Consider the following 21,051-nt stretch of genomic DNA (forward strand, 5'->3'; position numbering starts at 1 on the left):
ATCATGCTGGGGGGTGGTTCACCCGGCGGGCGAGTGCTAGGAATCGCACATGACGCAAGGATCCTCGCAGCCGAAGCCGCCGCACAGGGTGACCGTCGTGGTCGACGAGGGCACCAACCCCTTCGAAGTCGGCATCGCCACCGAGATCTTCGGCCTCCCCCGCCCCGAACTCGGGCTCCCGCAGCGGCTCTACGAGGTGACCCTGTGCGCGCCCACGCGCGCGGTGCGCATGAACCACGGGTTCTTCACGCTGACCGGCACGGCCGGCCTGGAGGCCGTGGACGACGCCGACACGGTCGTCGTGCCGGGCAGGCCCGACAACGTCGTCCCGCGCGGGGCGGACGTGCTGGACGCGATCCGGCGCGCGCACGCACGCGGGGCGCGCGTCGTGAGCCTGTGCACGGGCGCCTTCGCGCTCGCCGAGGCGGGGCTCCTGGACGGCCGCAGGGCGACCACCCACTGGATGTGGGCGGACGCCTTCCGGGAACTCCACCCGAAGGTCCTGCTCGAACCCGACGTCCTGTTCATCGACGAGGGCGACGTCCTCACCGCCGCCGGCAGCGCCGCCGCGCTCGACCTCGGCCTCTACGTCGTGCGGCGCGACCACGGCGTGGAGATCGCCAACGCGGTGTCGCGCAGGCTCCTGTTCGCCGCCCACCGCGACGGCGGCCAACGCCAGTTCGTCGAGCGCCCCGTCCCCGACGTCCCGGACGAATCCCTCGCGCCGCTCCTGGAGTGGGCCCAGGAGCGGCTGGACGCGCCCCTGACGGTCGCCGGGCTCGCCGCCCGCGCCTCCGTGTCGCCGGCGACCCTGCACCGCCGGTTCCGCGCGCAGCTCGGGACGACGCCGCTCGCCTGGCTGACCGGGGAGAGGGTGGCGCTCGCGTGCCGGCTGATCGAGCGCGGGGAGGAGCGGCTGGACGTCGTCGCCGCGCGGGCGGGGCTGGGAACGGCCGCGAACCTGCGCGTACGCGTGCGCCGGGCCACCGGGCTCAGCCCCTCGGCCTACAGGCGGCGTTTCGGACCCGGCGGCGGGGAAGCCGTATCTCCATGAGATTCCTGGTACGCGACCGGCTCCTCGGCTTCGGCGAGGACTACTGGATCGAGGACGACCGCGGGCAGAAGGTGTTCCTCGTCGACGGCAAGGCGATGCGCCTGCGGGACACGTTCGAGCTGAAGGACACGCGCGGGCGCGTGCTCATCGACATCCACCAGAAGATGTTCGCCCTGCGGGACACGATGGTGATCGAACGCGAGGGCGAGCCCCTTGCCCGCATCCGCCGCAAACGGCTCTCCCTCCTGCGCAACCACTACCGCGTCTCCCTCGTCGACGGCACCGACCTCGACGTCAGCGGCAAGATCATGGACCGCGAGTTCGCGATCGAGTACGACGGCGAACTCCTCGCCGTCATCTCCCGGCGCCGGCTGCACGTCCGCGAGACGTACGGCGTCGACGTGGTCCGCGACGACGCCGATCCCGCGCTCCTGATCGCCGTGGCGGTGTGCGTGATCCACCTGGCGGAGAAGGAGCGGGAGGACGCCTGAGAGGCCCCTACACCGCGCCGCCCGGCACCGTCAGCCCCAGTTGCCGGTCCTTCAGCGCCGGGAACACCTCCCGCGTCTGCGCGACCTTCGCCGGGTCGAGGTCCACCGTCAGGACCTCCTCGTCGGCCCCCGCCTCTCCCAGGACCTCGCCCCACGGATCCACCACGATCGAGTGACCGGCCTGGGGAACCCCGGCATGGGTGCCGGCCGTTCCACAGGCGAGTACGAAGGACTGGTTCTCGACGGCACGGGCCTGGGCCAGCAGCGTCCAGTGGGAGCGGCGGCGCTCGGGCCAGCCCGCCGAGAGCACCAGGGTCTCGGCGCCGGCGTCGACGAGACCGCGGAAGAGCTCGGGGAAGCGGAGGTCGTAGCAGGTGGCGAGACCGAGGACGGTCTCGGGGAGAGCGGCGGTGACGAGGGCCTGGCCCGCGCCCATCAACACCGCCTCGCCCTTGTCGAAGCCGAAGCGGTGGATCTTGCGGTAGGAGGCGGCGAGGCCGCCGGAAGGTGAGAAGAGGAGGGAGGTGTTGTAGAGGGATCCGTCGGATCCGCGCTCCGGGATCGAGCCGGCGTGCAGCCAGACGCCCGCGTCGCGAGCGGCGTCCGCCATCACGTCGTACGTCGTCCCGCGCAGCGGTTCGGACTCGGTGTCGAAGAGGTCGTAGGCGAAGGCCCCCGTGGTCCACAGCTCGGGGAGGACGACGAGATCGGAGTCACGCCGCTCGCGTACGAGAGCGGCGACCCGCGCCCGTCGGTCTTGGACGGATTCGCCCTCGTCCACGGCGACTTGGATCAACGAGGCGCGCACACTACCACCGTCCTGGCATTCGAGTCGTCCACATCGGCCTACGATCGTCACACGAAAGCACTGCCGGGGTAGCCCACAGCAGCGTAACTTAGCGTGCTAAGACGCCCGCCGACAGCAGCCGACAGCAGTTCTCCCATTGGCACCGCCGCCACCAACCGCCGCCCGTGTACCGACCGCCGAGGGGTCCCGTTCCGTGAGTCTGCATCCCACCCTCCAGCCCTACGCCGACGCCTGGACGCACTCCATAGAAGCGATAACCGAGCTGGTGGAGCCCCTGGTCGAGGCGGACTGGAACCTCCGTACGCCGTGCCCCGGCTGGTCGGTGAGGGACGTCGTCTCGCACGTCATCGGCCTCGACTGCGAGATGTACGGCGACCCGCGGCCGATCCACTCCCTGCCCCGCGACCTGTTCCACATGACGACGGACCACCAGCGGTACATGGAGGTCCAGGTCGACGTCCGGCGCCACCACACCGCCCCGGAGATGACGGCGGAGCTGGAGTACACGATCATCCGGCGCAACCGCCAGCTGCGGAACGAGAACCGCGACCCCTCGGCGAAGGTGCGCGGCCCGCTGGGTACGGAACTCACGCTCGAAGAGTCCATGCGCGCGCACGCGTTCAACATCTGGGTCCACGAACAGGACCTCCGCACGGCCCTCGGCCGCCCCGGCAACCTCGACTCCCCCGGCGCGCACATCGCGCGCGACGTCCTCCTCGACGCGCTCCCCGCGATCGTCGCCGACAAGTCGAACGCCCCCCGCAGCTCGGCGATCGTCTTCGACGTCACCGGCCCCGTCGAGTTCCTGCGCACGATCCGCGTCGACATCCAGGGCAGAGGCACCCTGGAGACCGTCCCCGCCCTCGGCCCCGCCGCCTCCTTCGTCCTCGACTGGGAGACCTACGTCCGCCTCGCCTGCGGCCGGGTCACCCCCGAGTCCGCCGCCGACCGCGTCAAGGCCGAGGGCGACCCGGAACTGACGTCGGCGATCCTCAGGAACTTCACGGTCACGCCGTAGGGGAGGGACAGAGAGGGCAGGGACAGGCCGACGGGGGCGCACAGGAGACACCGCACGCCCCCGCGCCCCCTTTCGCCACCCCCTCGCCCCCTCACACCCCCTACGCCGGCACGTGCACCGTCTCCACCCGGGACGCCACCAACCGCTCCCGCTCCCGCCGGGCCGCCCGCTTCCGCAGCCGCAGGATCTGACCGACTCCGATCGCCTGAAGTACGAAAACGACCGAGAACGCGATCCCGTAGTCGTCCGAAGTGGCATCCAGCAGGACGCCGATCAGGAACAACGTGGTCATCGACGCCGTGAAGCCGCCGATGTTGGTGATGCCGGAGGCGGTCCCCTGCCGCTCGGGCGGGTTCGCGGGCCGCGCGAAGTCGAACCCGATCATGGAAGCGGGCCCGCAGGCGCCGAGGACGACGCACAGGACGACGAGGACCCAGGTGGGCGCGTGTCCGCCGGGCCAGCCGATCGCGAGGGCCCACGCCAGAGCCGTCGCCGTCACCGTGCCCAGCGCGAGCGGCAGGCGCGCCTCGTGGTGGCGGGCGATCAGCTGGCCGTAGACCACGCCGAAGACCATGTTGGACAGCACGACCAGGGTGAGCAGCCCACCCGCCGCGCCGCGCGTGAGCCCCTGCCCCTGGACCAGGAACGGCATGCCCCACAGCAGCAGGAACACCATCGCCGGGAACTGGGTCGTGAAGTGCACCCACAGCCCCATCCGCGTCCCCGGCTCCCGCCAGGCCGTCGCGATCTGCCGGCGCACGTACGCGGCACCCTGATGCGGCTGCGGCGCGGGCTCGTACCCGTCCGGGTGGTCCTTCAGGAAGACGACGAGCAGGACGAGGACGACGGCCCCGAGGCCGGCGCTGCCCGCGAACGCGGCGGTCCAGCCGACGCCGTGCAGCAGCCGTGCGATGACCAGCGTCGACACCAGGTTCCCGGCGACCCCGGCGAGCCCCGCGAGCTGCGCGATCATGGGCCCGCGCCGCGCGGGGAACCAGCGGCTGCCGAGCCGCAGGACGCTGATGAACGTCATGGCGTCACCGCAGCCGAGCAGCGCGCGCGACGCGAGGGCCGTCCCGTACGAGGGGGAGAGCGCGAACCCGAGCTGTCCGGCCGTGAACAGCACGACGCCGATGGTCAGCACCCGCTTCGTGCCGAGCCGGTCGACCAGCAGGCCGACGGGTATCTGCATCCCGGCGTAGACGAGGAGCTGGAGGATCGAGAACGTGGACAGCGCGGAGGCGCCGACGTGGAACCGGTCGGCGGCGTCGAGGCCCGCGACGCCGAGCGACGTCCGGAAGATGACGGCGACGAAGTAGACCGACACCCCGATGGACCACACGGCGACAGCACGGCGCCCGCCGGGCGGGTCACCCGGGAGAGTGGAGTTCTTCACCGCACCTCACCCCGGGCGAGGTGCGCGAACCAGTCGACGTGCCGCCGGACGATCGCGACGGCCGCCTCGGCGTCGCCGGACCGCAGCGCGTCCAGGATCCGGGCGTGCTCGACGAGGGACTTGGCGATCCGGTCGGGGTGCGCGTGCATGATCGCGACGCCCATCCGCAGCTGCCGGTCGCGGAGTTGGTCGTAGAGCCGGGTGAGGATCTCGTTGCCGCCGCTGCGCACGATCTCGGCGTGGAAGCAGCGGTCGGTGACGGCCGCGGCGGCCAGGTCGCCCCGTCCGGCCTCCTCCTTCTGCCGCTCCAGCAGCTCCGCCAGCCGCTCGATCAGCCCGGCGGGCGCGGGGACGGCCTTGCGGACGGCGTGCTCCTCGATCAGCAGCCGGGTCTCGACGACGTCGGCGATCTCCTGCGCGGAGACCGGCAGGACCAGCGCGCCCTTTTTCGGGTAAAGCCTGATCAGCCCCTCGACCTCCAGGCGCAGCAGCGCTTCCCGGACCGGGGTCCGCGAAACCCCTACGGCGTCGGCGAGTTCGCCTTCGGTGAGAAGGGTGCCGCCCTCGAAGCGGCGGTCCAGGACACCCTGCTTGACGTGGGCGTAGACGCGGTCGGCGGCGGGTTGCTTGGCGATGGGGGCGGGTGGTGCTGACGGCATGCGGACAGGATAGATACAACACGTACGCATCGGGGGAACGTTTCAGCATGCGGACCGGGGGCGGCTCACGGGCCCCAGCTTCCCCAAGAGATTCAAAATTCCTCGGAGCGGACGCACAACTTTCTGTGCTAGTTACGTGTCACAGACATGCGGCCGTCCTCTTTTCCCCACTCAACCGGGCCGCATTCAGGGGCATTTCAAGACATCGGGGTATCTCAGTTGATAACCGCACTCAAGGGCACGCCCGTCCGCAGAGCCGCCGCCGTCACGGCCGTCGCGATGCTCGCGTCCGGCGCCCTCGCCGCGGCTCCCGCTCAGGCCGCCACCGCGCCCACGATCGCCGCCAAGGCCGGCTACGTGATGAACAACGCGAGCGGAAAGTCGTACGGCAAGGCCGCCACCACGAAGCTCTCGACCGGCTCCACCACGAAGATCATGACCGCCGCGGTCGTTCTGTCTCAGCCGAAGCTGAACCTGAACGACAAGGTCACGATCCAGATGGCGTACAGCGACTACATCGTCAAGAACAACGCGTCCTCGGCGCGGCTGATCGTCGGCGACAAGGTGACCGTCCGGCAGCTGCTGTACGGGCTGATGCTGCCGTCCGGCTGCGACGCCGCGTACGCGCTCGCCGACAAGTACGGCACGGGCTCCACCCGTGACGCGCGCGTCAAGAACTTCATCTCCAAGATGAACGCCAAGGCGAAGTCGTTCGGCATGACGAACACCAAGTTCGACTCGTTCGACGGCATCGGCAAGGGCGCCAACTACTCGACCGCGAAGGACCTCTCCGTCCTCGCCAAGAACGCCCTCAAGGACGCGAACTTCCGGGCGATCGTCAAGACCAAGTCCTACACGGCCAAGACCATCACCAAGACCGGCTCCACCCGGACGATGGCCCCCTGGACCAACACCAACACCCTCCTCTCCAGCTACAGCGGCACCATCGGCGTCAAGACCGGTTCCGGTCTCGAGGCCAAGTACTGCCTCGTCTTCGCGGCGACCCGCGGGGGCAAGACCATGGTCGGCACGGTCCTCGCGTCCACCAACGCGACCGTCCGCGCCCAGGACGCGACGAAGCTCCTCAACTACGGGTTCGCGAACCTGAAGTAGGGCTACGCGGAGGGGGCTCACCGCGGGGGTTGCGGTGGGCCCCCTCGGTGTTTCAGAGGGTGCGGGTGATGAGGGTGAGCCAGGTGCTGAGCGGGTGGGGCGATTTCCATGCCGAGTTCGGGGAAGCGGGCGTGTCATTCCCCGTGCGTGGCCGGGGCGCTGCGGGGTGTCGTCGGCCGGCTGCCCGGTGAACGCGCGCATCACTTGGTCGAGTTCACCGTAACGGCGGTGCGGACGTCCCCGATCCCGCCGGAGCGCCACCCTCGCCGCCCGCACCCCCACAGCATCCCGCCCCGCGTACTCGTCGGCTCGCCTTGGCGATGAGCGCGTATCAGCCGTCCTTCGCGTCCCGTCGGCAGTAGGCCCAGCACCCTGCCCCCGCGATCACGGCCGTGTACAGGCAGAACACCGCTGTCGCCGCCCCGGGCGTGAGGGCGGAGCCGATGAGGGTCTGTGCGAAGGACCGGTCGTCGGCGGGGAACGCCGAGGCATCGGTGAGCATGGCGCGCCCCGCGGCGAACGGCAGCCACCCGCCCACGCCGTCGAGCCCCGGGAGGAACCCGAGAGCCGCGCCCGCCAGCCGTTCCAGGATCAGCGGCCACATGCACAGCATCAGGACGGGCACGACCCGGCTGCGCAGCAGGGCCACCGCCGCCGAGCAGAGCAGCGCCCAGCAACCCGCCCACAGCATGAAGCGCAGCACCGGTACGGGTACGCCGGACCAGTCGGCCGGCGGAGCGTCCACGGCGACGAGGACGGCCGCCGTGGACAAGGAACCGAGTACGGCACTCGCGGCTGCCGCGCCCACGGCGGCAAAGAAGCCGACCAGGGACTTCGCGGCGTAGGCGGTGCCCCGTCCGCCCACCGCGAGCCAGGTCGTACGCGCGCCGCCGCGCACGAGGTCGGTGGAGACCGGGCCGGTGCCGAGGACGAGGAGGAAGAAGGCGAGCAGCGGAATCTGGGTGGCCAGCGGCGACCAGGTGACCGCGTCCGCGAGGAAGGCCGAGCCGAGCGGCCGTTCCCGGTCGGCGTCGACGAGGACACCGACGCCGGTCAGCAGGCTCAGCGCCCCGACGACGCCGAGCAGGATCCATGTGGAGCGCAGCCCCGCCAGATGCCGCCACTCGTACCGGCAGGCCCGGCGCAGGGCCTCGGCGGGAGAGACGGCCGTAGGAACGGGTACGCCGACGGCAGTGTCCGTCCGGACGGTACTCACGAGATCCTGAACTCCTCTTCCGCGATACCCAGATAGAACTCCTCCAGCGACGGCCCGGTCTCGTGCAGCCAGTACAGCGGCAGCCCGTGCTCAGCGGCGAGGGTGCCGATCCGGACCCGGTCCAGGCCGGTGACGGTCGCGCTGCGGCCGTCCGTGGGAGCGAGACGGCCGCCGCTGGTGCCGACCAGTTCGGCGAGCCGCTCCAGCTCCGGGCACTCCACGCTCACCACACGCCGGCCGGCGGCACGGTCCAGCAGCTCCGCCATCGTCGCCGCGGCGACGACCCGGCCACGGGAGAGGACGACGACCCGGTCCGCCAACTGCTCCATCTCGCCCAGGAGATGGCTGGAGACCAGGACGGCCCTCCCACGGTCGGCCTCGGCGCGCAGGAACTGCCGCAGCCAGCGGATGGAGTGCGGGTCGAGGCCGTTGGCCGGTTCGTCGAGGACGAGGACGGGCGGATCGCCGAGCAGCGCCTGCGCGATCGCCACGCGCTGGGCCATGCCGAGGGAGAGTTCGGCCAGCCGCAGCCGGGCCGCCTGGGCGAGGCCGACCTCCGCGAGGCAGGCGTCGACGCGGTTGTCGCTCGCCGCGGATCCGGCGGCGACCGTCCGCAGGTGGGTCCGTACCCGGTGCCCGCCGTGTCCGGCGACACCGCCGAGTACGGCGCCGACGACCGTGCCCGGCGCACCCCACGCGTGCAGGGGGCGGCCGAGGTAACGGGTGCGGCCCTCGCCGCGCAGCAGGCCCAGCATCAGCTGGATCGTCGTGGACTTGCCGGCTCCGTTGGCGCCGACGAATCCGGTGACCTCGCCCGCGCGCAGGGTGAGGTCGACTCCGTCCACGACTCGCTTCGTACCGAAGGACCGGCCGAGGCCCGCTGCCTCGACGAGAACGTCACCGTGCTCCGTATTCATGGAGCGGGGGTTCATGTAGGGTCTCCTTGCGTTATCGCAAGGGGGAGGAAGCCAGGCTTTGGCGGCCCGAACAGGCGTGGAAACCGGAGGGTTGCCACTCGCGGGCTTCTTCCCCCATTCCCTTTCCGAATTCCCGGATCAGTTCCGGGCTGTGGCGATCACCTGCAACAGGATCACCGCGTGCGCGAAAACGCAGATACCCCAGGCGGAAGCGCCTCGCATTCCGTGCCGGAATACTGTCACCCAACCGGTTGCCAGCAATATCACAGACAATGCGACGGAAAGCCAGGAAAGCGCGAGCCAGGGCGTGGACAGGTCTGTGAAGAATCCGAGAGCCGCAGCGGGAATGAGGGCCAGCAGGGGAAGTACCCAACTGCTCTCCCCCGCGCCGCGAGCGGTGTCGGAGGTGGTGCCAGTCATCCGGCGCTCCGTTCTGCGGGGAGGGTGGCCGGGCCGCCCCGGCCACCCGTGGTGGATCAGTGCAGGGCGTTGTAGATCTCAAGCAGAGTCAGGCCGGGCGAGATGGCCGCGAGCGGCAGCCGGACCAGCAGGGGGAGGCCGTCGTACCACTTCTGGAAGTCGCTGTACTTGCCCGCGATGGCCTTGCCGAAGCCGCTGACCTTGCTGAACGCCGCGCGAATGGCCGACCACTTGCTCGCGGCGGCGACCTTGCCGTCGGCGATCCGGCTGAGCTCGGCGCGCTCGGCGGACGTCAACTGCCCTGCGAGCGAGCTGCCCAGGAGCGTGCGCGCGGCATGCTGGGCCGCGGTCTGCTCCGCGGCCGCGGAGACGGACTGCGGCGTGGTCACCGAGGCGGTGGACGCCGAGGCGAGGCCGGCGCCGGTACCGAGCACGAGAGCGGCAACCGCGGAAACGGCGGCTGTCCGTAAAGCGTTGCGATTCATTCATCTTCCCTTGCGTCGTCGCAAGGGGGAGGAAGCCCCGACGGGCAACCTGAACAGGCGTGGAACCGAAAGGCTCCCCGGACTTCTTTCCCCCCGATTACATGGTCGCGCGACGTCTCGACTGGCGGGACGCCGGGCACGTCCGAACATTACCAATAAGATGATCACTCCGCCATCACAGAATCGGCCAGAGGGGGCGCACCGAGACGGAAAATGCCGCATCAACCTGTACGTTTACCGCACGGCAGGCGCATTACCGTTCCGTTACTTGGCTGAAAAAGATTCGAGGAGGAAGGTCCAGGAGGAGGGGGTGAGGCGAAGGAGGGGGCCTGAGGGGTTCTTCGAGTCGCGGACGGCGATGACGCCGGGGATGTTGCGGGCGACTTCCACGCACTCCTGGCCAGGGTTGCCACCGCTGTAACTGGACTTCACGAACTCGAAAGCGGGCACGCCGGTTACGTCTCCTTCATGATCCCCTCGATCAGCTTGACCGAGTTGCGCTGTGCGAGGCTCAACCGCGCAATCCGTTCGAAGAGCCCGTTGTGATGGTCAGCATCAGTATCGCTCTCCAGCCAGAGTGTCGATGAGGTGGTGTCCACATGAACCACGTCCAGGGCGCCGGGCTCGGCGAACGACACGACGGAGAAGGCACTGGTCATTCCGGGGTGAGCGCCCGCGTGGTACGGCAGTACCTGCAACGACACGTTCGACTGCTGCGCCATGTCCCGCAGATGCCCCAGCTGAGCCCTCATCACCTCGCTTCCGCCGACCAGTTGGCGTAGCGCACCCTCGTGCACGACCGCCCACAAGTCCAACGGGTTCTCCCCACCGAGGCGTGCCTGCCGCGCTGTTCGGGATTCGACGAACGGCTCGATCACGTTCGGGTCGTCCCACAGGCCGTTGCCGACCACGAGTGCCCGCGCATAGTCGGGCGTCTGCAACAGCCCCGGGATGATGGCGACTTGCCAGGTCCGGATGCTCGTCGCGATGTCCTCCAGCGCCACATACTCGACCATCGCCGGCAACTGCGGATATTGATTCCACCACCCCTTCGCCTTCCGCCTCTCCCGATCCGCCTTGGCGATCGCGAGCAACCGCTCGATGACGGCCTCGTCCTCCTCCCCGTACAGCTTGCACAGCGCACGGATGTCGGGCTCGCGGATCGGCACCCACCCCCGCTCCATCTTGGCCACCTTCGCGGCGGTGGCCGACAGCGCGGCCGCCGCCTGGGGCTGGGTCAAGCCGGCGGCCTCGCGCAGACGCAGCAGCTCACCGCCCAACTTCCGTGCCAGCACGGTGGAAGCCCGCCCTGTGATCACCCTTGCCTCCTCCTTGGTCAGCGGCAGCACGCAACGTACCCCACAAGGGGGAACCGGGATATATTTCCCCGGGATTGCTTGTGAGGAAAGACGGAACAACGCTACCTTCAGTACTCAACCAGCCACCTGGCGAAACAGGTTGGGCCAAATCTGCCACGCCCCCCGCCCGCCGGAGGCGACTTCGCCCAAGGAGGTCCCCCATGACCGACTCCTGCCCCATCCCCACCCATTTCGACTCCATCACCTACACGCCCACCCCCCGCACGATCCCCCTCGCCCGCCGCCACGTCACCGGCCTTCTCACCCGCTGGGGCCACCCCGACGCCGCCCTCACCGCCGCCCTCCTCACCAGCGAGCTGTGCACGAACGCGATCCTGCACGGCAAACTCCCCGGCAGGCTCTACCGGGTCGAGACGTCGCTCGTCGCGCGCACGCTGCGCATCGCCGTCACGGACCCCAAGGGCGAGTCCGTCCCCGCGGCCGAACCCCACGTCCCCGCTCCCGACACCACCAGCGGCCGGGGTCTCCTCATCGTCCAGCGCCTCGCGTCCCGCTGGTCGGTCGAGAAGCTGACCGTGGGCAAGACGGTCTGGGCCGAACTGGATCTCTAGGCCCCCGGCAGCACCAGTTCGTACAGGCACTCCCGTGTACGCCGCACCACCGCCGCCTCCTCCCCGTGCAGCTCGATGGCCACCCGCAGCAACTCGGCGCCCAGATGGGGCCGTTCGGAGTTGTCGGCGGGGATCGCGCGCCAGAGGCTGAAGGCGCGTCGGGAGGCCGCTTCGACGTCGGGGTGGTCGGGGCCCTGGATGGTGGCCCGGAGCTGGGCGCCGTGGAGGTACCAGGCGAGGCCGGTGGAGTGGTCGCCGGTGAGGGTGGCCAAGTAGCCGCGGACTTCGCGGACTTGGGCGGTGAAGAGGTGGAAGCCGCCGTACTCGCGGGTGACGTCCTGGTCCAGTTTCTCCGCGAGGACGGTCGCGTCCTGCGGGCTGCCGGACTGCGCGACCTCGGCGACCTTCACGAGCCGGGCGCGCAGGGTCTCGGGGGAGAGGCCCTGGGGCGGGGCGCCCGTCGACCAGAAATCGGGGCTCACCGTGCCCCAGGGGCGGTACAGCGGCTCGGACATGGCTCCCTCGGATGGTCAAGTGGCCGATCCAGTTCACCACTTCCTCGTACTCCTGCGCGAACCGTACCGCCCGCACTTTCACACGATCCCCGCCTCAACGCCGCGCCGGGCAGCGTAAAGTCCCACGTCGAGGACGTACGGCGAGGGAGATTCGATGGGCACGGCACCTGTCCCGGTACCGCACCTGCCGCCCGGCTCCCGCCTGCTCGTCCCGGTCCTCGCCGCGACGGGCGGCAGCGGGCGGACGACGGTGGCGCACCTGCTGGCGCGCGGACTCGCCGCCGTCGCCGACACCGTCCTCCTCGACCTCGCCCCCCGCCTCGCCTCCTCCTGGCCGCACCACCTCGCGGCCGGACGGACGCCGGGACTCGCGGCGCTGCCCCCCGACCAGCCCCTGACACGGACGGCCGTCCGCGCGGCCTGCGCCGTACCGAACGCCGGCGCCCAAAACTCCGGCACACGCACCGGCGCCCAGCACACCACCACCCCGCACGGCAACGCTCCTCACAGCGCCGGCCCACACGGCACCGCCCCCCACACCCCCGGCCTCCACGTCCTCACCGACAGCCGCGCCTGGCACGCCCCACCCCTCCTCGACCTCCCCGAACTCCCCGCCGCCTGGTACCAGTTGGCGGCGATCGGCGGCTGGCAGGCGGTCGTCGCCGACACCCCGCACCCCCTCGCCCACGACCTCCTCACCGCCCGCCACACCGGCGAGCGCGCGCTCACCCACGACTGGTACGACCTCCCCCACTCGGTCCCGGTCCTCTGCGCGCCCGCGACGGCGGACGGCATCCACGCGCTCCACCGGGCGACGACGACCCTGGACGCCGAAGCGCTCCCGCTATCCCGCACGGTCGTCGCCCTCACCTCCACGACGGACGGCCGCCTCTCCTCCGCCCTCCGCGCCACCCTCACCACGGCCACCACCCGCGTCGCCGCGGTCGTCCACATCCCCCACGACCCCCGCATCCGCGCCCACGGCCACGCCACCCCCAACCCCCGCCCCAGAACCCGCCACGCCTCCGGCCGCCTGACCGACACGGTCCTGAACACGGCCCACCGCGTCTGGGGCCGCCCCCTTCCCCCGGCCCCACAACCGGCCCCCCTTGCCTGACCCCACTCGAACCGCAAGCCACTCCACCCCAAACCACTCGAACGAGTGAACATCATTCATCCGTGTGGCATATGCGAATCTCCTCGCCTTACGTTCCGTGACGGAGGTGGTTCGCATGAACGAACCCTGCAAGCGGCAAGACGCCATCGACATCAGCGACTTCGTGTACGCGGCGACCGGAGCCCGCGTCCGGAGGCTCACGATGCCGGACGGGACGCACTGGTTCCCGGCGGTGGATGTGTGCAAGGAACTGGGGCACACCAACTCTCGGCAGGCTCTCTCAGATCATGTCCCGGCTGGGCACCGAGAAATTCTCGAGACCGTAACTGGAGCTTACGGTCTCAGCGTTCCCGCAGGTCGAGAGTGGCGCCGAGACCTGAATCTGATCTCTCTCGAAGGTCTCGTCCTCCTCGTCAACGCCTGCACCAAGCCCGCCTGCGCCCCTTTCAAGAAGTGGGCGGCAGAGGTCATCGCGACAGTCCAGCAGGAGGGTTCGTACTCGCTCCAGAAGGCCGAGGTGCAGCCCGCCGACCCGGCCGCCCCGGTCGTCTACGCGATGCCGGAACAGGTCGCGGAAGCCATCGTCCGGCTGGAGGAGCACAACCTCCGGATGGACGAGGAGCTTGCGATCGCACAGCGGGAATCGCTGTCCGTGCAAAGGCAGTTGCTGGCGGCACAACAGGAGAACCTGACCGCCCAGCAGAGCATCGCGGAGGCCATGAACCGGATCGCGTCCCGGCTGGACTCGCTGGCGCTCACCCCGGCGGCCTCGACCACCCCGCACCCCACGACGGAATCCGTCCTAGCCAACTGGCGCCGCAGGCTCTCCGTGACGGAGGACGTCTGGACGGTGGCGGTGGTCATCGCGCCGGTGCTCGTGGAGGAGGGTGAGCTGCGGCAGCCGCTGGAATCGCTCGCGGCGCGGACGGGCCTGTCGGTGCACCGGGTCAACGAGTGCCTGCGGCTGCTGCGGACGCACGCGTGCATCCGCAGCAGGGGCGCGACCGAGGACGGGGCGCCGGTGTACGTGCTCAACCAGCCTGTGTGAGACAAGCCCGGGTGGGAGAAGAAGGGGCGGTCGCAATCCGAACTTGCGGCCGCCCCTTCGGGGTTCACGTTAACTCAGGTGTGGCTCACGCCCAGGTGATCAGCTTCTTCGGCTGCTCCAGGATCGCCGCCACATCCGCCAGCACCTTGGACCCCAACTCCCCGTCCACCAACCGGTGGTCGAAGGAGAGCGCGAGGGTCGTCACCTGCCGGGGCTTCACCTTGCCCTTGTGCACCCAGGGCTGAGGCTTGATGGCGCCGACGGCGAGGATCGCGGACTCCCCGGGGTTGAGGATCGGCGTGCCGGTGTCGATGCCGAAGACGCCGACGTTGGTGATGGTCACCGTGCCGCCCTGCATGGCCGCCGGGGAGGTCTTCCCCTCCCGCGCGGTCGTCACCAACTCACCCAGCGCCGACGCCAGTTGCGGCAGCGTCTTGTCCTGGGCGTCCTTGATGTTGGGGACGATCAGGCCACGGGGGGTGGCGGCGGCGATGCCGAGGTTGACGTAGTGCTTGAGGACGATCTCCTGCGCGGCCTCGTCCCAGGACGCGTTGATCTCGGGGTTGCGCTTGATCGCGACCAGCAGCGCCTTGGCGATCAGCAGCAGGGGGTTGACCCGCAGGCCCGCGAGGTCCTTGTCCCCCTTCAGCTCCTCGACCAGCTTGAGCGTCCGCGTGACGTCGACCGTCACGAACTCGGTGACGTGCGGAGCCGTGAACGCGGACTCGACCATCGCCGCCGCCGTCGCCTTGCGAACGCCCTTGACGGGGATCCGGGTCTCCCGAGCGGAGGCGGCAACCACCCCAGCAACCGCCCCGGCGACCACTCCGGCAGCCGGTTCCGCGACGGACGTCCCCGGCGCCGCCGCCTTGTGGACATCCTCCCGCGTGACGATCCCGTCGGGCCCGGTCGGCGTCACCGTCGCCAGATCCACCCCGAGGTCCTTCGCGAGCTTCCGCACCGGAGGCTTGGCCAACGGCCGCCCCACCCCCGCCGACGCCACCGTCGACGCCCCCGCCGACACCACCGGCTCAGCCGCCGCCCGCTCCCCGACGACCGCCGCCGACACACCAGCCGACGCACCCGCAGCCGTCCCGGCAGACACCCCCGCGGACCCGCCCCGCCCGTTCAACTCCACCTGCACCGCCGGCGCCGCGGCCGTCGGCACCTCCGCGACCCCCTTCCGAGGCCGCCGCTTCGTGGACGACGCCGCCACCCCGTACCCCACGAGCACAGGCTGACGCCCCTCGGGCTTCGGCTCCTCGGCGGCGGCCGGAGACGCCTGAGCCGGCACCTCGGCCGACCCCCCGGCCTCCCCGACCTCCCCGACCGCGACGGAGATGATCGCCACCCCCACGTCCACGGTCGTCCCCTCGGGGAACCGCAGCTCCCGCACCACCCCGTCGTACGGGATGGGCAGCTCCACGGCCGCCTTGGCCGTCTCGACCTCGCACACCACCTGCCCGTCGGAGACCACGTCCCCCGGCTGGACGTACCACTTGAGGATCTCCGCCTCCGTGAGCCCTTCGCCCACGTCCGGCATCTTGAACTCGCGTACGCCGCTCTCGGTCATCGTCGTCACGTCCCTCTCCTCAGTACGCCAGGGCACGGTCGACGGCGTCGAGCACCCGGTCGAGCCCCGGCAGGTACTCCTCTTCGAGGCGGGCCGGCGGATAGGGCGCGTGGTAGCCCCCGACGCGCAGCACCGGCGCCTCGAGGTGGTAGAAGCACCGCTCGGTGATCCGCGCCGCGATCTCCGCGCCGGACCCGAAGAAGACGGGCGCCTCGTGGACGACGACCAGGCGCCGGGTCTTCTCGACGGACGTCTGGATCGCGTCGAAGTCGAGCGGCGAGACCGAGCGCAGGTCCAGGACCTCCAGGGACTTGCCCTCCTCGGCGGCGGCGTCGGCGGCCTCCCGGCAGACCTTCACCATGGGGCCGTAGGCGACGAGCGTGAGGTCGGTGCCCTCGCGCACGACCGACGCCTTGTGCAGCGGGCCGGGAATCGCCTCGGTGTCGACCTCCGACCGGTCCCAGTACCGCCGCTTCGGCTCGAAGAAGATCACCGGATCGTCGCTCTGGATGGCCTGCTGCATCATCCAGTACGCGTCCGCCGAGTTCGAAGGCGAGACGATCTTCAACCCCGCGACGTGCGCGAACAGCGCCTCGGGCGACTCGGAGTGGTGCTCGACGGCCCCGATGCCGCCGCCGTAGGGGATCCGGACGACGACCGGCAGCTTGACCTTGCCCAGCGAGCGCGCGTGCATCTTCGCGAGCTGGGTGACGATCTGGTCGTACGCCGGGAAGACGAAGCCGTCGAACTGGATCTCCACGACCGGGCGGTAGCCGCGCAGGGCGAGGCCGATGGCGGTGCCGACGATCCCGGACTCGGCGAGCGGGGTGTCGATGACGCGGCTCTCGCCGAAGTCCTTCTGCAGGCCGTCCGTCACCCGGAAGACGCCGCCGAGCTTGCCGACGTCCTCACCCATGAGGACGACCTTGGGGTCCGTCTCCAGTGCGCGGCGCAGCGACTCGTTGATCGCCTTGGCCAGCGGCAGTTTCTCGATCGCCATGTGTCAGACCCCCTCTACATCTGTGAACGACGCCTGGTAGGCGGCGAACTGGGCACGCTCCTCGTCGACGAGCGAGTGCCCGTCCGCGTACGCGTTCTCGAAGATCGCGAACCGGTCCGGGTCCGGCATCGCCCGGACCGCTTCCCGCACTCGTTTGCCCAACGCCTCGGACTCGGCCTCCAGTTCCGCGAAGAATCCCTCGTCCGTGTGGTTTGGCCCCTCCAGCGACCGCAGATAGGAACGCAGCCGCAGGATGGGGTCCTTCGCCTCCCAGGCGGCCCGTTCGTCGTCGAGCCGGTAGCGGGTGGGGTCGTCGGAGGTGGTGTGCGCGCCCATCCGGTAGGTGAACGCCTCGACCAGCGTCGGCCCCTCACCGGCCCGCGCGCGTTCCAGCGCCCACTTCGTCACCGCGAGGCAGGCCAGCACGTCGTTCCCGTCGACCCGGACGCCGGGGAACCCGTACCCCTGCGCGCGCTGGTACAGCGGTACCCGCGTCTGCTTCTCGGTCGGCTCGGAGATCGCCCACTGGTTGTTCTGGCAGAAGAACACGACGGGCGCGTTGTAGACGGCGGAGAAGGTGAACGATTCGGCGACGTCACCCTGGCTGGAGGCGCCGTCCCCGAAATAGGCGATGACAGCGCTGTCGGCGCCGTCCTTGGCGACGCCCATCGCGTACCCGGTCGCGTGCAGCGTCTGGGAGCCGATGACGATCGTGTAGAGGTGGAAGTTGTTGCTGTTCGGGTCCCAGCCGCCGTTGTTGACGCCCCGGAACATGCCGAGCAGGTTCGTCGGGTCGACGCCGCGGCACCAGGCGACGCCGTGCTCGCGGTAGGTCGGGAAGACGTAGTCGTCGTCGCGCAGGGCCCGGCCGGAGCCGATCTGGGCGGCCTCCTGGCCGAGCAGCGAGGCCCACAGGCCCAGTTCGCCCTGGCGCTGGAGGGCGGTGGCCTCGGCGTCGAAGCGGCGGGTGAGGACCATGTCGCGGTAGAGGCCGCGGAGTTGTTCCGGGGTGATGTCCGCGACGTACTTGTCGTACTCGGCGTCCGCGACCCGTTCGCCCGAGGGGGTCAGGAGCTGGACGAGTTCGGGTTCGGTGCTCTTCTTCGAGGCGGCGCGGGGGCCGGCCTTACGGGTCGTACCGGCCTTGCCTCCGCCGCCGCGTCGCGGTGTGCGCGGGGCGGTGCTCTCCACGGTCACGTGTGCTCCTCCGTCGGTCCGGCTCCCGGGGTTGCCGGGGTCCAGTGCGGCCTACCTGTTTCCGGACACCCGTGCGCGGGGTGGGCGCCACTCGACCGGAACAGGCGTGACAGGTGCTCCGGCGAACGCCCTGGGGCGTTCACGTTACCCAGTGCTCCACATTTCTGTGAAACCCCTTCTGACCTGCGTTTTTACTCGGATTTCCAAGTAAATTCGGCAAAGTCTCGAAGGGCCCTGGTCACAGCCTCGCAGGAGGCCGGAGCAACGGCACGTTATCCCGCGCTCCCCGGCCACGGGAAGGGTTCTGTGTGAAACTGATCTCGTGCGTGAAACCGCAGAAATCAGGGTTTTTCTCCTCGATGATCATGAAGTCGTCCGGCGTGGCGTACGCGAACTGCTCGCGGTCGAGGACGGCGTCGAGGTGATCGGCGAGGCGGGCACGGCGGCCGAGGCGCTGGCCCGGATCCCGGCCCTGCGTCCCGACGTCGCCGTCCTCGACGTGCGGCTTCCCGACGGCAGCGGCGTCGAGGTGTGCCGGGAGATCCGCTCCCAGGACCCGTCGCTGAAGTGTCTGATACTGACCTCTTTCGCGGACGACGAGGCCCTGTTCGACGCGATCATGGCGGGCGCGTCCGGGTACGTCCTGAAGGCGATCCGGGGCGACGAGCTGCTGTCGGCCGTCCGGGACGTCGCCGCGGGCCGCTCGCTGCTGGACCCGGTCGCCACCGCGCGCGTGCTGGAGCGGCTGCGCGACGGCGGGCCCAAGGAGGATGAACGCCTCGCCCGCCTCACCGACCAGGAGCGCCGCATCCTCACGCTCATCGGCGACGGCCTCACCAACCGGCAGATCGGCGAGGAACTGCACCTCGCCGAGAAGACGATCAAGAACTACGTGTCGAGCGTGCTGGCCAAGATGGGGATGCAGCGGCGTTCCCAGGCGGCGGCGTACGTGGCCCGCGCCCAGGCGGCCCGCCCGAGCTGAACCCCCGTCCACGGTCACACCGGCGTCTTACTCGGGACTTACGTCCCGCTCTCGGGGGGCCGTCAGCCCCTGTCGTCGCCGTGGGACCGCGCCCACAGTGGACGACATGCCGCTCACCGCCGACACCCGGCACGCCCTCGACCTCCTCGCCCGTGCCGAGCACGGCCAGGTGGCGGCCAGCCTGCGCGCCCTGCCCTTCCTCGCGCCGGCCCGCCACGCCGTCGTCGCCGACCGCCTGCTCCTGCGCCTGTGCGGGCGCCAGGGCACCTGCGCGGGCCAGGTCGTCGCGTACGGGGCCGGCACGGCCGACCGCTGGTCGGTCCAGGTCGTCGGGGTGTGCGAGACGGCGGAGCCGACGGCGGAGGAACGGGCGCTGTTCCCGGCGGACGGGCTCAAGGAGCCGCTGTACCTGTGGGTGACGCCGGAGTGCGCGACGGTGCACGTGGAGGAACACGCGTAAGGCGTACTCCCCCTCGCCTCAGCCGCCCGTCAGCCCGCCGAGCCCCGTCGTGCTGCCCTCCGACGTGGTCCCGCTGTTCGTCCCCCCGTCGGACGTACCGCCGTTCGTCGTGCCGGTGCTGCTGCCCGTGCCCTGGTTGGTCGAGCCGTTGCTGGTGTCGCCGGTCGTCGGGTCGGACGGCTCCGGGGAGTCGTCGTCCGAGGGCGTCGGGTCGGAGCTGGGCTGCTCGGACGGGGTCGGCGTGGGCGACGGCGTCGGCGTGGCCGGCTCGGTGTAGTAGCCCCCGCCGCCCGAGGTGGAGCTGTTCTCGGTCGACGAGTCGCCCGAGTCGTCGGACTCGGTGTCGCTCGGCGAGGGCGAGGCGGAGTCCGCGGTGACGGACGGCGAGACCGACGGCGAGGGGGTTGTGCCGGTGCCGCCACCGCTGCCCCCACCGGTGTTGTTGAGCGCGATCGCCACGCCCGCCGCGACGGCGATCACCGCGAGCACCGCGAGGATCCACAGCTTGCCCCGGCCGCTGCCGTGGTTGCCGTGGCCCTCGAAACCGCCGTCGTCGCCGGAGCCGTAGCCCTGGGGCAGGATCGGCTGGGGGATCTGCGAGGTCGTGCCGCCGTGGCCGCCCTGCGGCATCATCGTCGTGCTCGCGTAGCCACCGGGGGACTGGGCGAGCGGCGCGGTGACCGGGCCTGTGTTCCAGGTGCCGGAGTGACCGCCCTGCTCGTACAGCATCTGGAGCGCGTACTGGACGAGGCCGCGCATCTCCTCCGCCGTCTGGAACCGGTCGTCCGGCTCCTTGGCGAGGGCGCGCATGGCGAGCCCGTCCAGCTCGGGCGGCGAGGCGCCGTTCGAGACCTGCGACGGCGGGACGGGGATGTCCTGGACGTGCTGGTAGACCACCGCGAGCGGGGTCTCACCGACGAACGGGGGCCGCAGCGCGAGGAGTTCGTACAGCATGCAGCCGGTGGCGTACAGGTCGGAGCGGTGGTCCACGGCCTTGCCGAGCGCCTGCTCAGGGGAGAGGTACTGCGGGGTGCCCATGACCATGCCGGTCTGCGTCATCGTCGTGGACGCGCCGTGCAGCGCGCGGGCGATGCCGAAGTCCATCACCTTGACCGCGCCGTTGTGCGTGATGATCACGTTGGCGGGCTTGATATCCCGGTGCACGATGCCGTGCTGGTGCGAATAGGCAAGCGCCTCCAGCACCCCGGAGACGATGATCAGGGCCTGCTCGGGGCCCGGCGCCTCGGCGTTGAGGAGCAGGTCGCGGATGGTCCGCCCCTCGACGATCTCCATGACGATGTACGGCACGGACTGACCGCCGACGAAGTCCTCGCCGGAGTCGTACACGGCGACGATCGAGTGGTGGTTGAGCCCCGCGACCGACTGGGCCTCGCGGGTGAAGCGGGCCTTGGACGTCGGGTCCTCGGCGAGGTCGGCGCGCAGCAGCTTGACGGCGACGGTCCGCCCGAGGCGCACGTCCTCGGCGGCGAACACCTCCGCCATGCCGCCGCGGCCGAGTCTGCGCGTCAGCCGGTACCGGCCGTCGCCGACGAGCCCGCCGTTGCCCCATTGTTCCGGCGCGTCCGACATACCGCCGTCAGTCGCCTCGGGGTCGGACGGGCCCTGAGAGCGCTGCTGCTGTGCCATCAGTC

23 protein-coding genes are annotated in these 21,051 nt (G+C 70.6%); 9 read left to right on the plus strand and 14 right to left on the minus strand.

Going from position 1 to position 21,051, the window contains the following annotated elements; all coding sequences use genetic code 11:
- The first annotated feature begins 49 nt into the window (after positions 1-49).
- Positions 50-1,054: a helix-turn-helix domain-containing protein gene (locus tag IAG44_RS19635; RefSeq protein ID WP_187748397.1), complete on the plus strand. Its 1,005-nt coding sequence runs from the start codon at positions 50-52 to the stop codon at positions 1,052-1,054.
- Positions 1,051-1,545, plus strand: a complete 495-nt coding sequence (locus tag IAG44_RS19640) for an LURP-one-related/scramblase family protein (protein WP_187748398.1) — start codon at positions 1,051-1,053, stop codon at positions 1,543-1,545. The genes IAG44_RS19635 and IAG44_RS19640 overlap by 4 nt, the downstream gene beginning before the upstream one ends.
- Positions 1,546-1,552: 7 nt before the next feature.
- Here the strand turns inward: IAG44_RS19640 and IAG44_RS19645 are convergent, their stop codons facing one another.
- Positions 1,553-2,353, minus strand: coding sequence for a carbon-nitrogen family hydrolase (locus tag IAG44_RS19645; RefSeq protein ID WP_187748399.1), 801 nt, complete (start codon positions 2,351-2,353; stop codon positions 1,553-1,555).
- 193 nt (positions 2,354-2,546) lie between these two features.
- On the opposite strand from IAG44_RS19645, the gene IAG44_RS19650 reads away from it, so the two are divergent.
- Entirely contained in the window at positions 2,547-3,371 is an 825-nt protein-coding gene (locus IAG44_RS19650) for a maleylpyruvate isomerase family mycothiol-dependent enzyme (RefSeq protein WP_187748400.1), read from the plus strand.
- A 100-nt stretch (positions 3,372-3,471) separates the two neighbouring features.
- Here IAG44_RS19650 and IAG44_RS19655 read toward each other — a convergent pair whose 3' ends face one another.
- A complete protein-coding gene (locus IAG44_RS19655; protein ID WP_187748401.1) occupies positions 3,472-4,767 on the minus strand; it encodes an MFS transporter in 1,296 nt (431 codons plus the stop codon).
- Positions 4,764-5,426, minus strand: a complete 663-nt coding sequence (locus IAG44_RS19660) for a GntR family transcriptional regulator (RefSeq protein ID WP_187748402.1) — start codon at positions 5,424-5,426, stop codon at positions 4,764-4,766. The genes IAG44_RS19655 and IAG44_RS19660 overlap by 4 nt, the downstream gene beginning before the upstream one ends.
- A gap of 219 nt (positions 5,427-5,645) precedes the next feature.
- On the opposite strand from IAG44_RS19660, the gene IAG44_RS19665 reads away from it, so the two are divergent.
- Complete coding sequence (locus IAG44_RS19665) at positions 5,646-6,539, plus strand: D-alanyl-D-alanine carboxypeptidase family protein (RefSeq protein WP_187748403.1); 894 nt, start codon at positions 5,646-5,648, stop codon at positions 6,537-6,539.
- A gap of 331 nt (positions 6,540-6,870) precedes the next feature.
- Here the strand turns inward: IAG44_RS19665 and IAG44_RS19670 are convergent, their stop codons facing one another.
- The 6 genes from IAG44_RS19670 to IAG44_RS19695 all read right to left on the minus strand — a co-directional run bounded on the left by IAG44_RS19670 (position 6,871) and on the right by IAG44_RS19695 (position 10,926).
- Positions 6,871-7,755 carry a hypothetical protein gene (locus tag IAG44_RS19670; protein ID WP_187748404.1) on the minus strand — a complete coding sequence of 295 codons (885 nt, stop codon included), beginning with the start codon at positions 7,753-7,755 and terminating at the stop codon, positions 6,871-6,873.
- Positions 7,752-8,687, minus strand: a complete 936-nt coding sequence (locus IAG44_RS19675) for an ABC transporter ATP-binding protein (protein WP_223006797.1) — start codon at positions 8,685-8,687, stop codon at positions 7,752-7,754. The genes IAG44_RS19670 and IAG44_RS19675 overlap by 4 nt, the downstream gene beginning before the upstream one ends.
- Positions 8,688-8,810: 123 nt before the next feature.
- Entirely contained in the window at positions 8,811-9,092 is a 282-nt protein-coding gene (locus IAG44_RS19680; RefSeq protein ID WP_187748405.1) for a hypothetical protein, read from the minus strand.
- Between the two features lie 56 nt (positions 9,093-9,148).
- Positions 9,149-9,577 carry a hypothetical protein gene (locus IAG44_RS19685; RefSeq protein WP_187748406.1) on the minus strand — a complete coding sequence of 143 codons (429 nt, stop codon included), beginning with the start codon at positions 9,575-9,577 and terminating at the stop codon, positions 9,149-9,151.
- A 264-nt stretch (positions 9,578-9,841) separates the two neighbouring features.
- Complete coding sequence (locus IAG44_RS19690) at positions 9,842-10,027, minus strand: DUF397 domain-containing protein (protein ID WP_187748407.1); 186 nt, start codon at positions 10,025-10,027, stop codon at positions 9,842-9,844.
- Positions 10,028-10,032: 5 nt separating this feature from the next.
- On the minus strand, positions 10,033-10,926 hold the full coding sequence (locus IAG44_RS19695; RefSeq protein ID WP_246561898.1) for a helix-turn-helix domain-containing protein: 894 nt from the start codon (positions 10,924-10,926) through the stop codon (positions 10,033-10,035).
- Between the two features lie 170 nt (positions 10,927-11,096).
- Here IAG44_RS19695 and IAG44_RS19700 point away from each other — a divergent pair, with 170 nt between their 5' ends.
- A complete protein-coding gene (locus IAG44_RS19700; RefSeq protein ID WP_187748408.1) occupies positions 11,097-11,507 on the plus strand; it encodes an ATP-binding protein in 411 nt (136 codons plus the stop codon).
- Here the strand turns inward: IAG44_RS19700 and IAG44_RS19705 are convergent.
- Entirely contained in the window at positions 11,504-12,022 is a 519-nt protein-coding gene (locus tag IAG44_RS19705) for a hypothetical protein (protein ID WP_187748409.1), read from the minus strand. The genes IAG44_RS19700 and IAG44_RS19705 overlap by 4 nt on opposite strands.
- 154 nt (positions 12,023-12,176) lie before the next feature.
- Here IAG44_RS19705 and IAG44_RS19710 point away from each other — a divergent pair, with 154 nt between their 5' ends.
- Both IAG44_RS19710 and IAG44_RS19715 read left to right on the plus strand, forming a co-directional pair.
- Positions 12,177-13,139, plus strand: coding sequence for a hypothetical protein (locus IAG44_RS19710; protein WP_187748410.1), 963 nt, complete (start codon positions 12,177-12,179; stop codon positions 13,137-13,139).
- Between the two features lie 115 nt (positions 13,140-13,254).
- Complete coding sequence (locus IAG44_RS19715) at positions 13,255-14,187, plus strand: BRO-N domain-containing protein (protein ID WP_187748411.1); 933 nt, start codon at positions 13,255-13,257, stop codon at positions 14,185-14,187.
- Positions 14,188-14,272: 85 nt separating this feature from the next.
- Here IAG44_RS19715 and IAG44_RS19720 read toward each other — a convergent pair whose 3' ends face one another.
- The 3 genes from IAG44_RS19720 to pdhA are packed head-to-tail and all read right to left on the minus strand — an operon-like array spanning position 14,273 to position 17,957.
- The gene (locus tag IAG44_RS19720; protein WP_187748412.1) at positions 14,273-15,769 is read right to left on the minus strand and encodes a dihydrolipoamide acetyltransferase family protein; all 1,497 of its coding nucleotides are present in this window, start codon (positions 15,767-15,769) and stop codon (positions 14,273-14,275) included.
- 10 nt (positions 15,770-15,779) lie between these two features.
- Positions 15,780-16,760, minus strand: coding sequence for an alpha-ketoacid dehydrogenase subunit beta (locus tag IAG44_RS19725; protein WP_187748413.1), 981 nt, complete (start codon positions 16,758-16,760; stop codon positions 15,780-15,782).
- Positions 16,761-16,763: 3 nt separating this feature from the next.
- Positions 16,764-17,957, minus strand: a complete 1,194-nt coding sequence (pdhA, locus tag IAG44_RS19730; protein WP_187748414.1) for a pyruvate dehydrogenase (acetyl-transferring) E1 component subunit alpha — start codon at positions 17,955-17,957, stop codon at positions 16,764-16,766.
- A gap of 322 nt (positions 17,958-18,279) precedes the next feature.
- Between pdhA and IAG44_RS19735 the strand changes: the two genes are divergently transcribed.
- Together IAG44_RS19735 and IAG44_RS19740 are read left to right on the plus strand one after the other, a co-directional pair.
- Entirely contained in the window at positions 18,280-18,939 is a 660-nt protein-coding gene (locus tag IAG44_RS19735) for a response regulator (protein ID WP_187748415.1), read from the plus strand.
- Between the two features lie 106 nt (positions 18,940-19,045).
- Positions 19,046-19,399 carry a pyridoxamine 5'-phosphate oxidase family protein gene (locus IAG44_RS19740; protein WP_187748416.1) on the plus strand — a complete coding sequence of 118 codons (354 nt, stop codon included), beginning with the start codon at positions 19,046-19,048 and terminating at the stop codon, positions 19,397-19,399.
- Between the two features lie 18 nt (positions 19,400-19,417).
- Here the strand turns inward: IAG44_RS19740 and IAG44_RS19745 are convergent, their stop codons facing one another.
- Complete coding sequence (locus tag IAG44_RS19745; protein WP_187748417.1) at positions 19,418-21,046, minus strand: protein kinase domain-containing protein; 1,629 nt, start codon at positions 21,044-21,046, stop codon at positions 19,418-19,420.
- Positions 21,047-21,051: the final 5 nt, after the last annotated feature.

Source organism: Streptomyces roseirectus (genome assembly GCF_014489635.1).
GTDB classification, from domain to species: domain Bacteria; phylum Actinomycetota; class Actinomycetes; order Streptomycetales; family Streptomycetaceae; genus Streptomyces; species Streptomyces roseirectus.

What these genes read in the sequence shown, in the direction of transcription:
- IAG44_RS19710 (WP_187748410.1), top strand. Translation starts at nt 12,177, where the DNA reads ATGGGCACGGCACCTGTCCCGGTACCGCACCTGCCGCCCGGCTCCCGC.
- IAG44_RS19705 (WP_187748409.1), bottom strand. Translation starts at nt 12,022, where the DNA reads ATGTCCGAGCCGCTGTACCGCCCCTGGGGCACGGTGAGCCCCGATTTC.
- IAG44_RS19680 (WP_187748405.1), bottom strand. Translation starts at nt 9,092, where the DNA reads ATGACTGGCACCACCTCCGACACCGCTCGCGGCGCGGGGGAGAGCAGT.
- IAG44_RS19675 (WP_223006797.1), bottom strand. Translation starts at nt 8,687, where the DNA reads ATGAACCCCCGCTCCATGAATACGGAGCACGGTGACGTTCTCGTCGAG.
- IAG44_RS19740 (WP_187748416.1), top strand. Translation starts at nt 19,046, where the DNA reads ATGCCGCTCACCGCCGACACCCGGCACGCCCTCGACCTCCTCGCCCGT.
- IAG44_RS19640 (WP_187748398.1), top strand. Translation starts at nt 1,051, where the DNA reads ATGAGATTCCTGGTACGCGACCGGCTCCTCGGCTTCGGCGAGGACTAC.
- IAG44_RS19635 (WP_187748397.1), top strand. Translation starts at nt 50, where the DNA reads ATGACGCAAGGATCCTCGCAGCCGAAGCCGCCGCACAGGGTGACCGTC.
- IAG44_RS19660 (WP_187748402.1), bottom strand. Translation starts at nt 5,426, where the DNA reads ATGCCGTCAGCACCACCCGCCCCCATCGCCAAGCAACCCGCCGCCGAC.
- IAG44_RS19745 (WP_187748417.1), bottom strand. Translation starts at nt 21,046, where the DNA reads ATGGCACAGCAGCAGCGCTCTCAGGGCCCGTCCGACCCCGAGGCGACT.
- IAG44_RS19725 (WP_187748413.1), bottom strand. Translation starts at nt 16,760, where the DNA reads ATGGCGATCGAGAAACTGCCGCTGGCCAAGGCGATCAACGAGTCGCTG.
- IAG44_RS19700 (WP_187748408.1), top strand. Translation starts at nt 11,097, where the DNA reads ATGACCGACTCCTGCCCCATCCCCACCCATTTCGACTCCATCACCTAC.
- IAG44_RS19715 (WP_187748411.1), top strand. Translation starts at nt 13,255, where the DNA reads ATGAACGAACCCTGCAAGCGGCAAGACGCCATCGACATCAGCGACTTC.
- IAG44_RS19685 (WP_187748406.1), bottom strand. Translation starts at nt 9,577, where the DNA reads ATGAATCGCAACGCTTTACGGACAGCCGCCGTTTCCGCGGTTGCCGCT.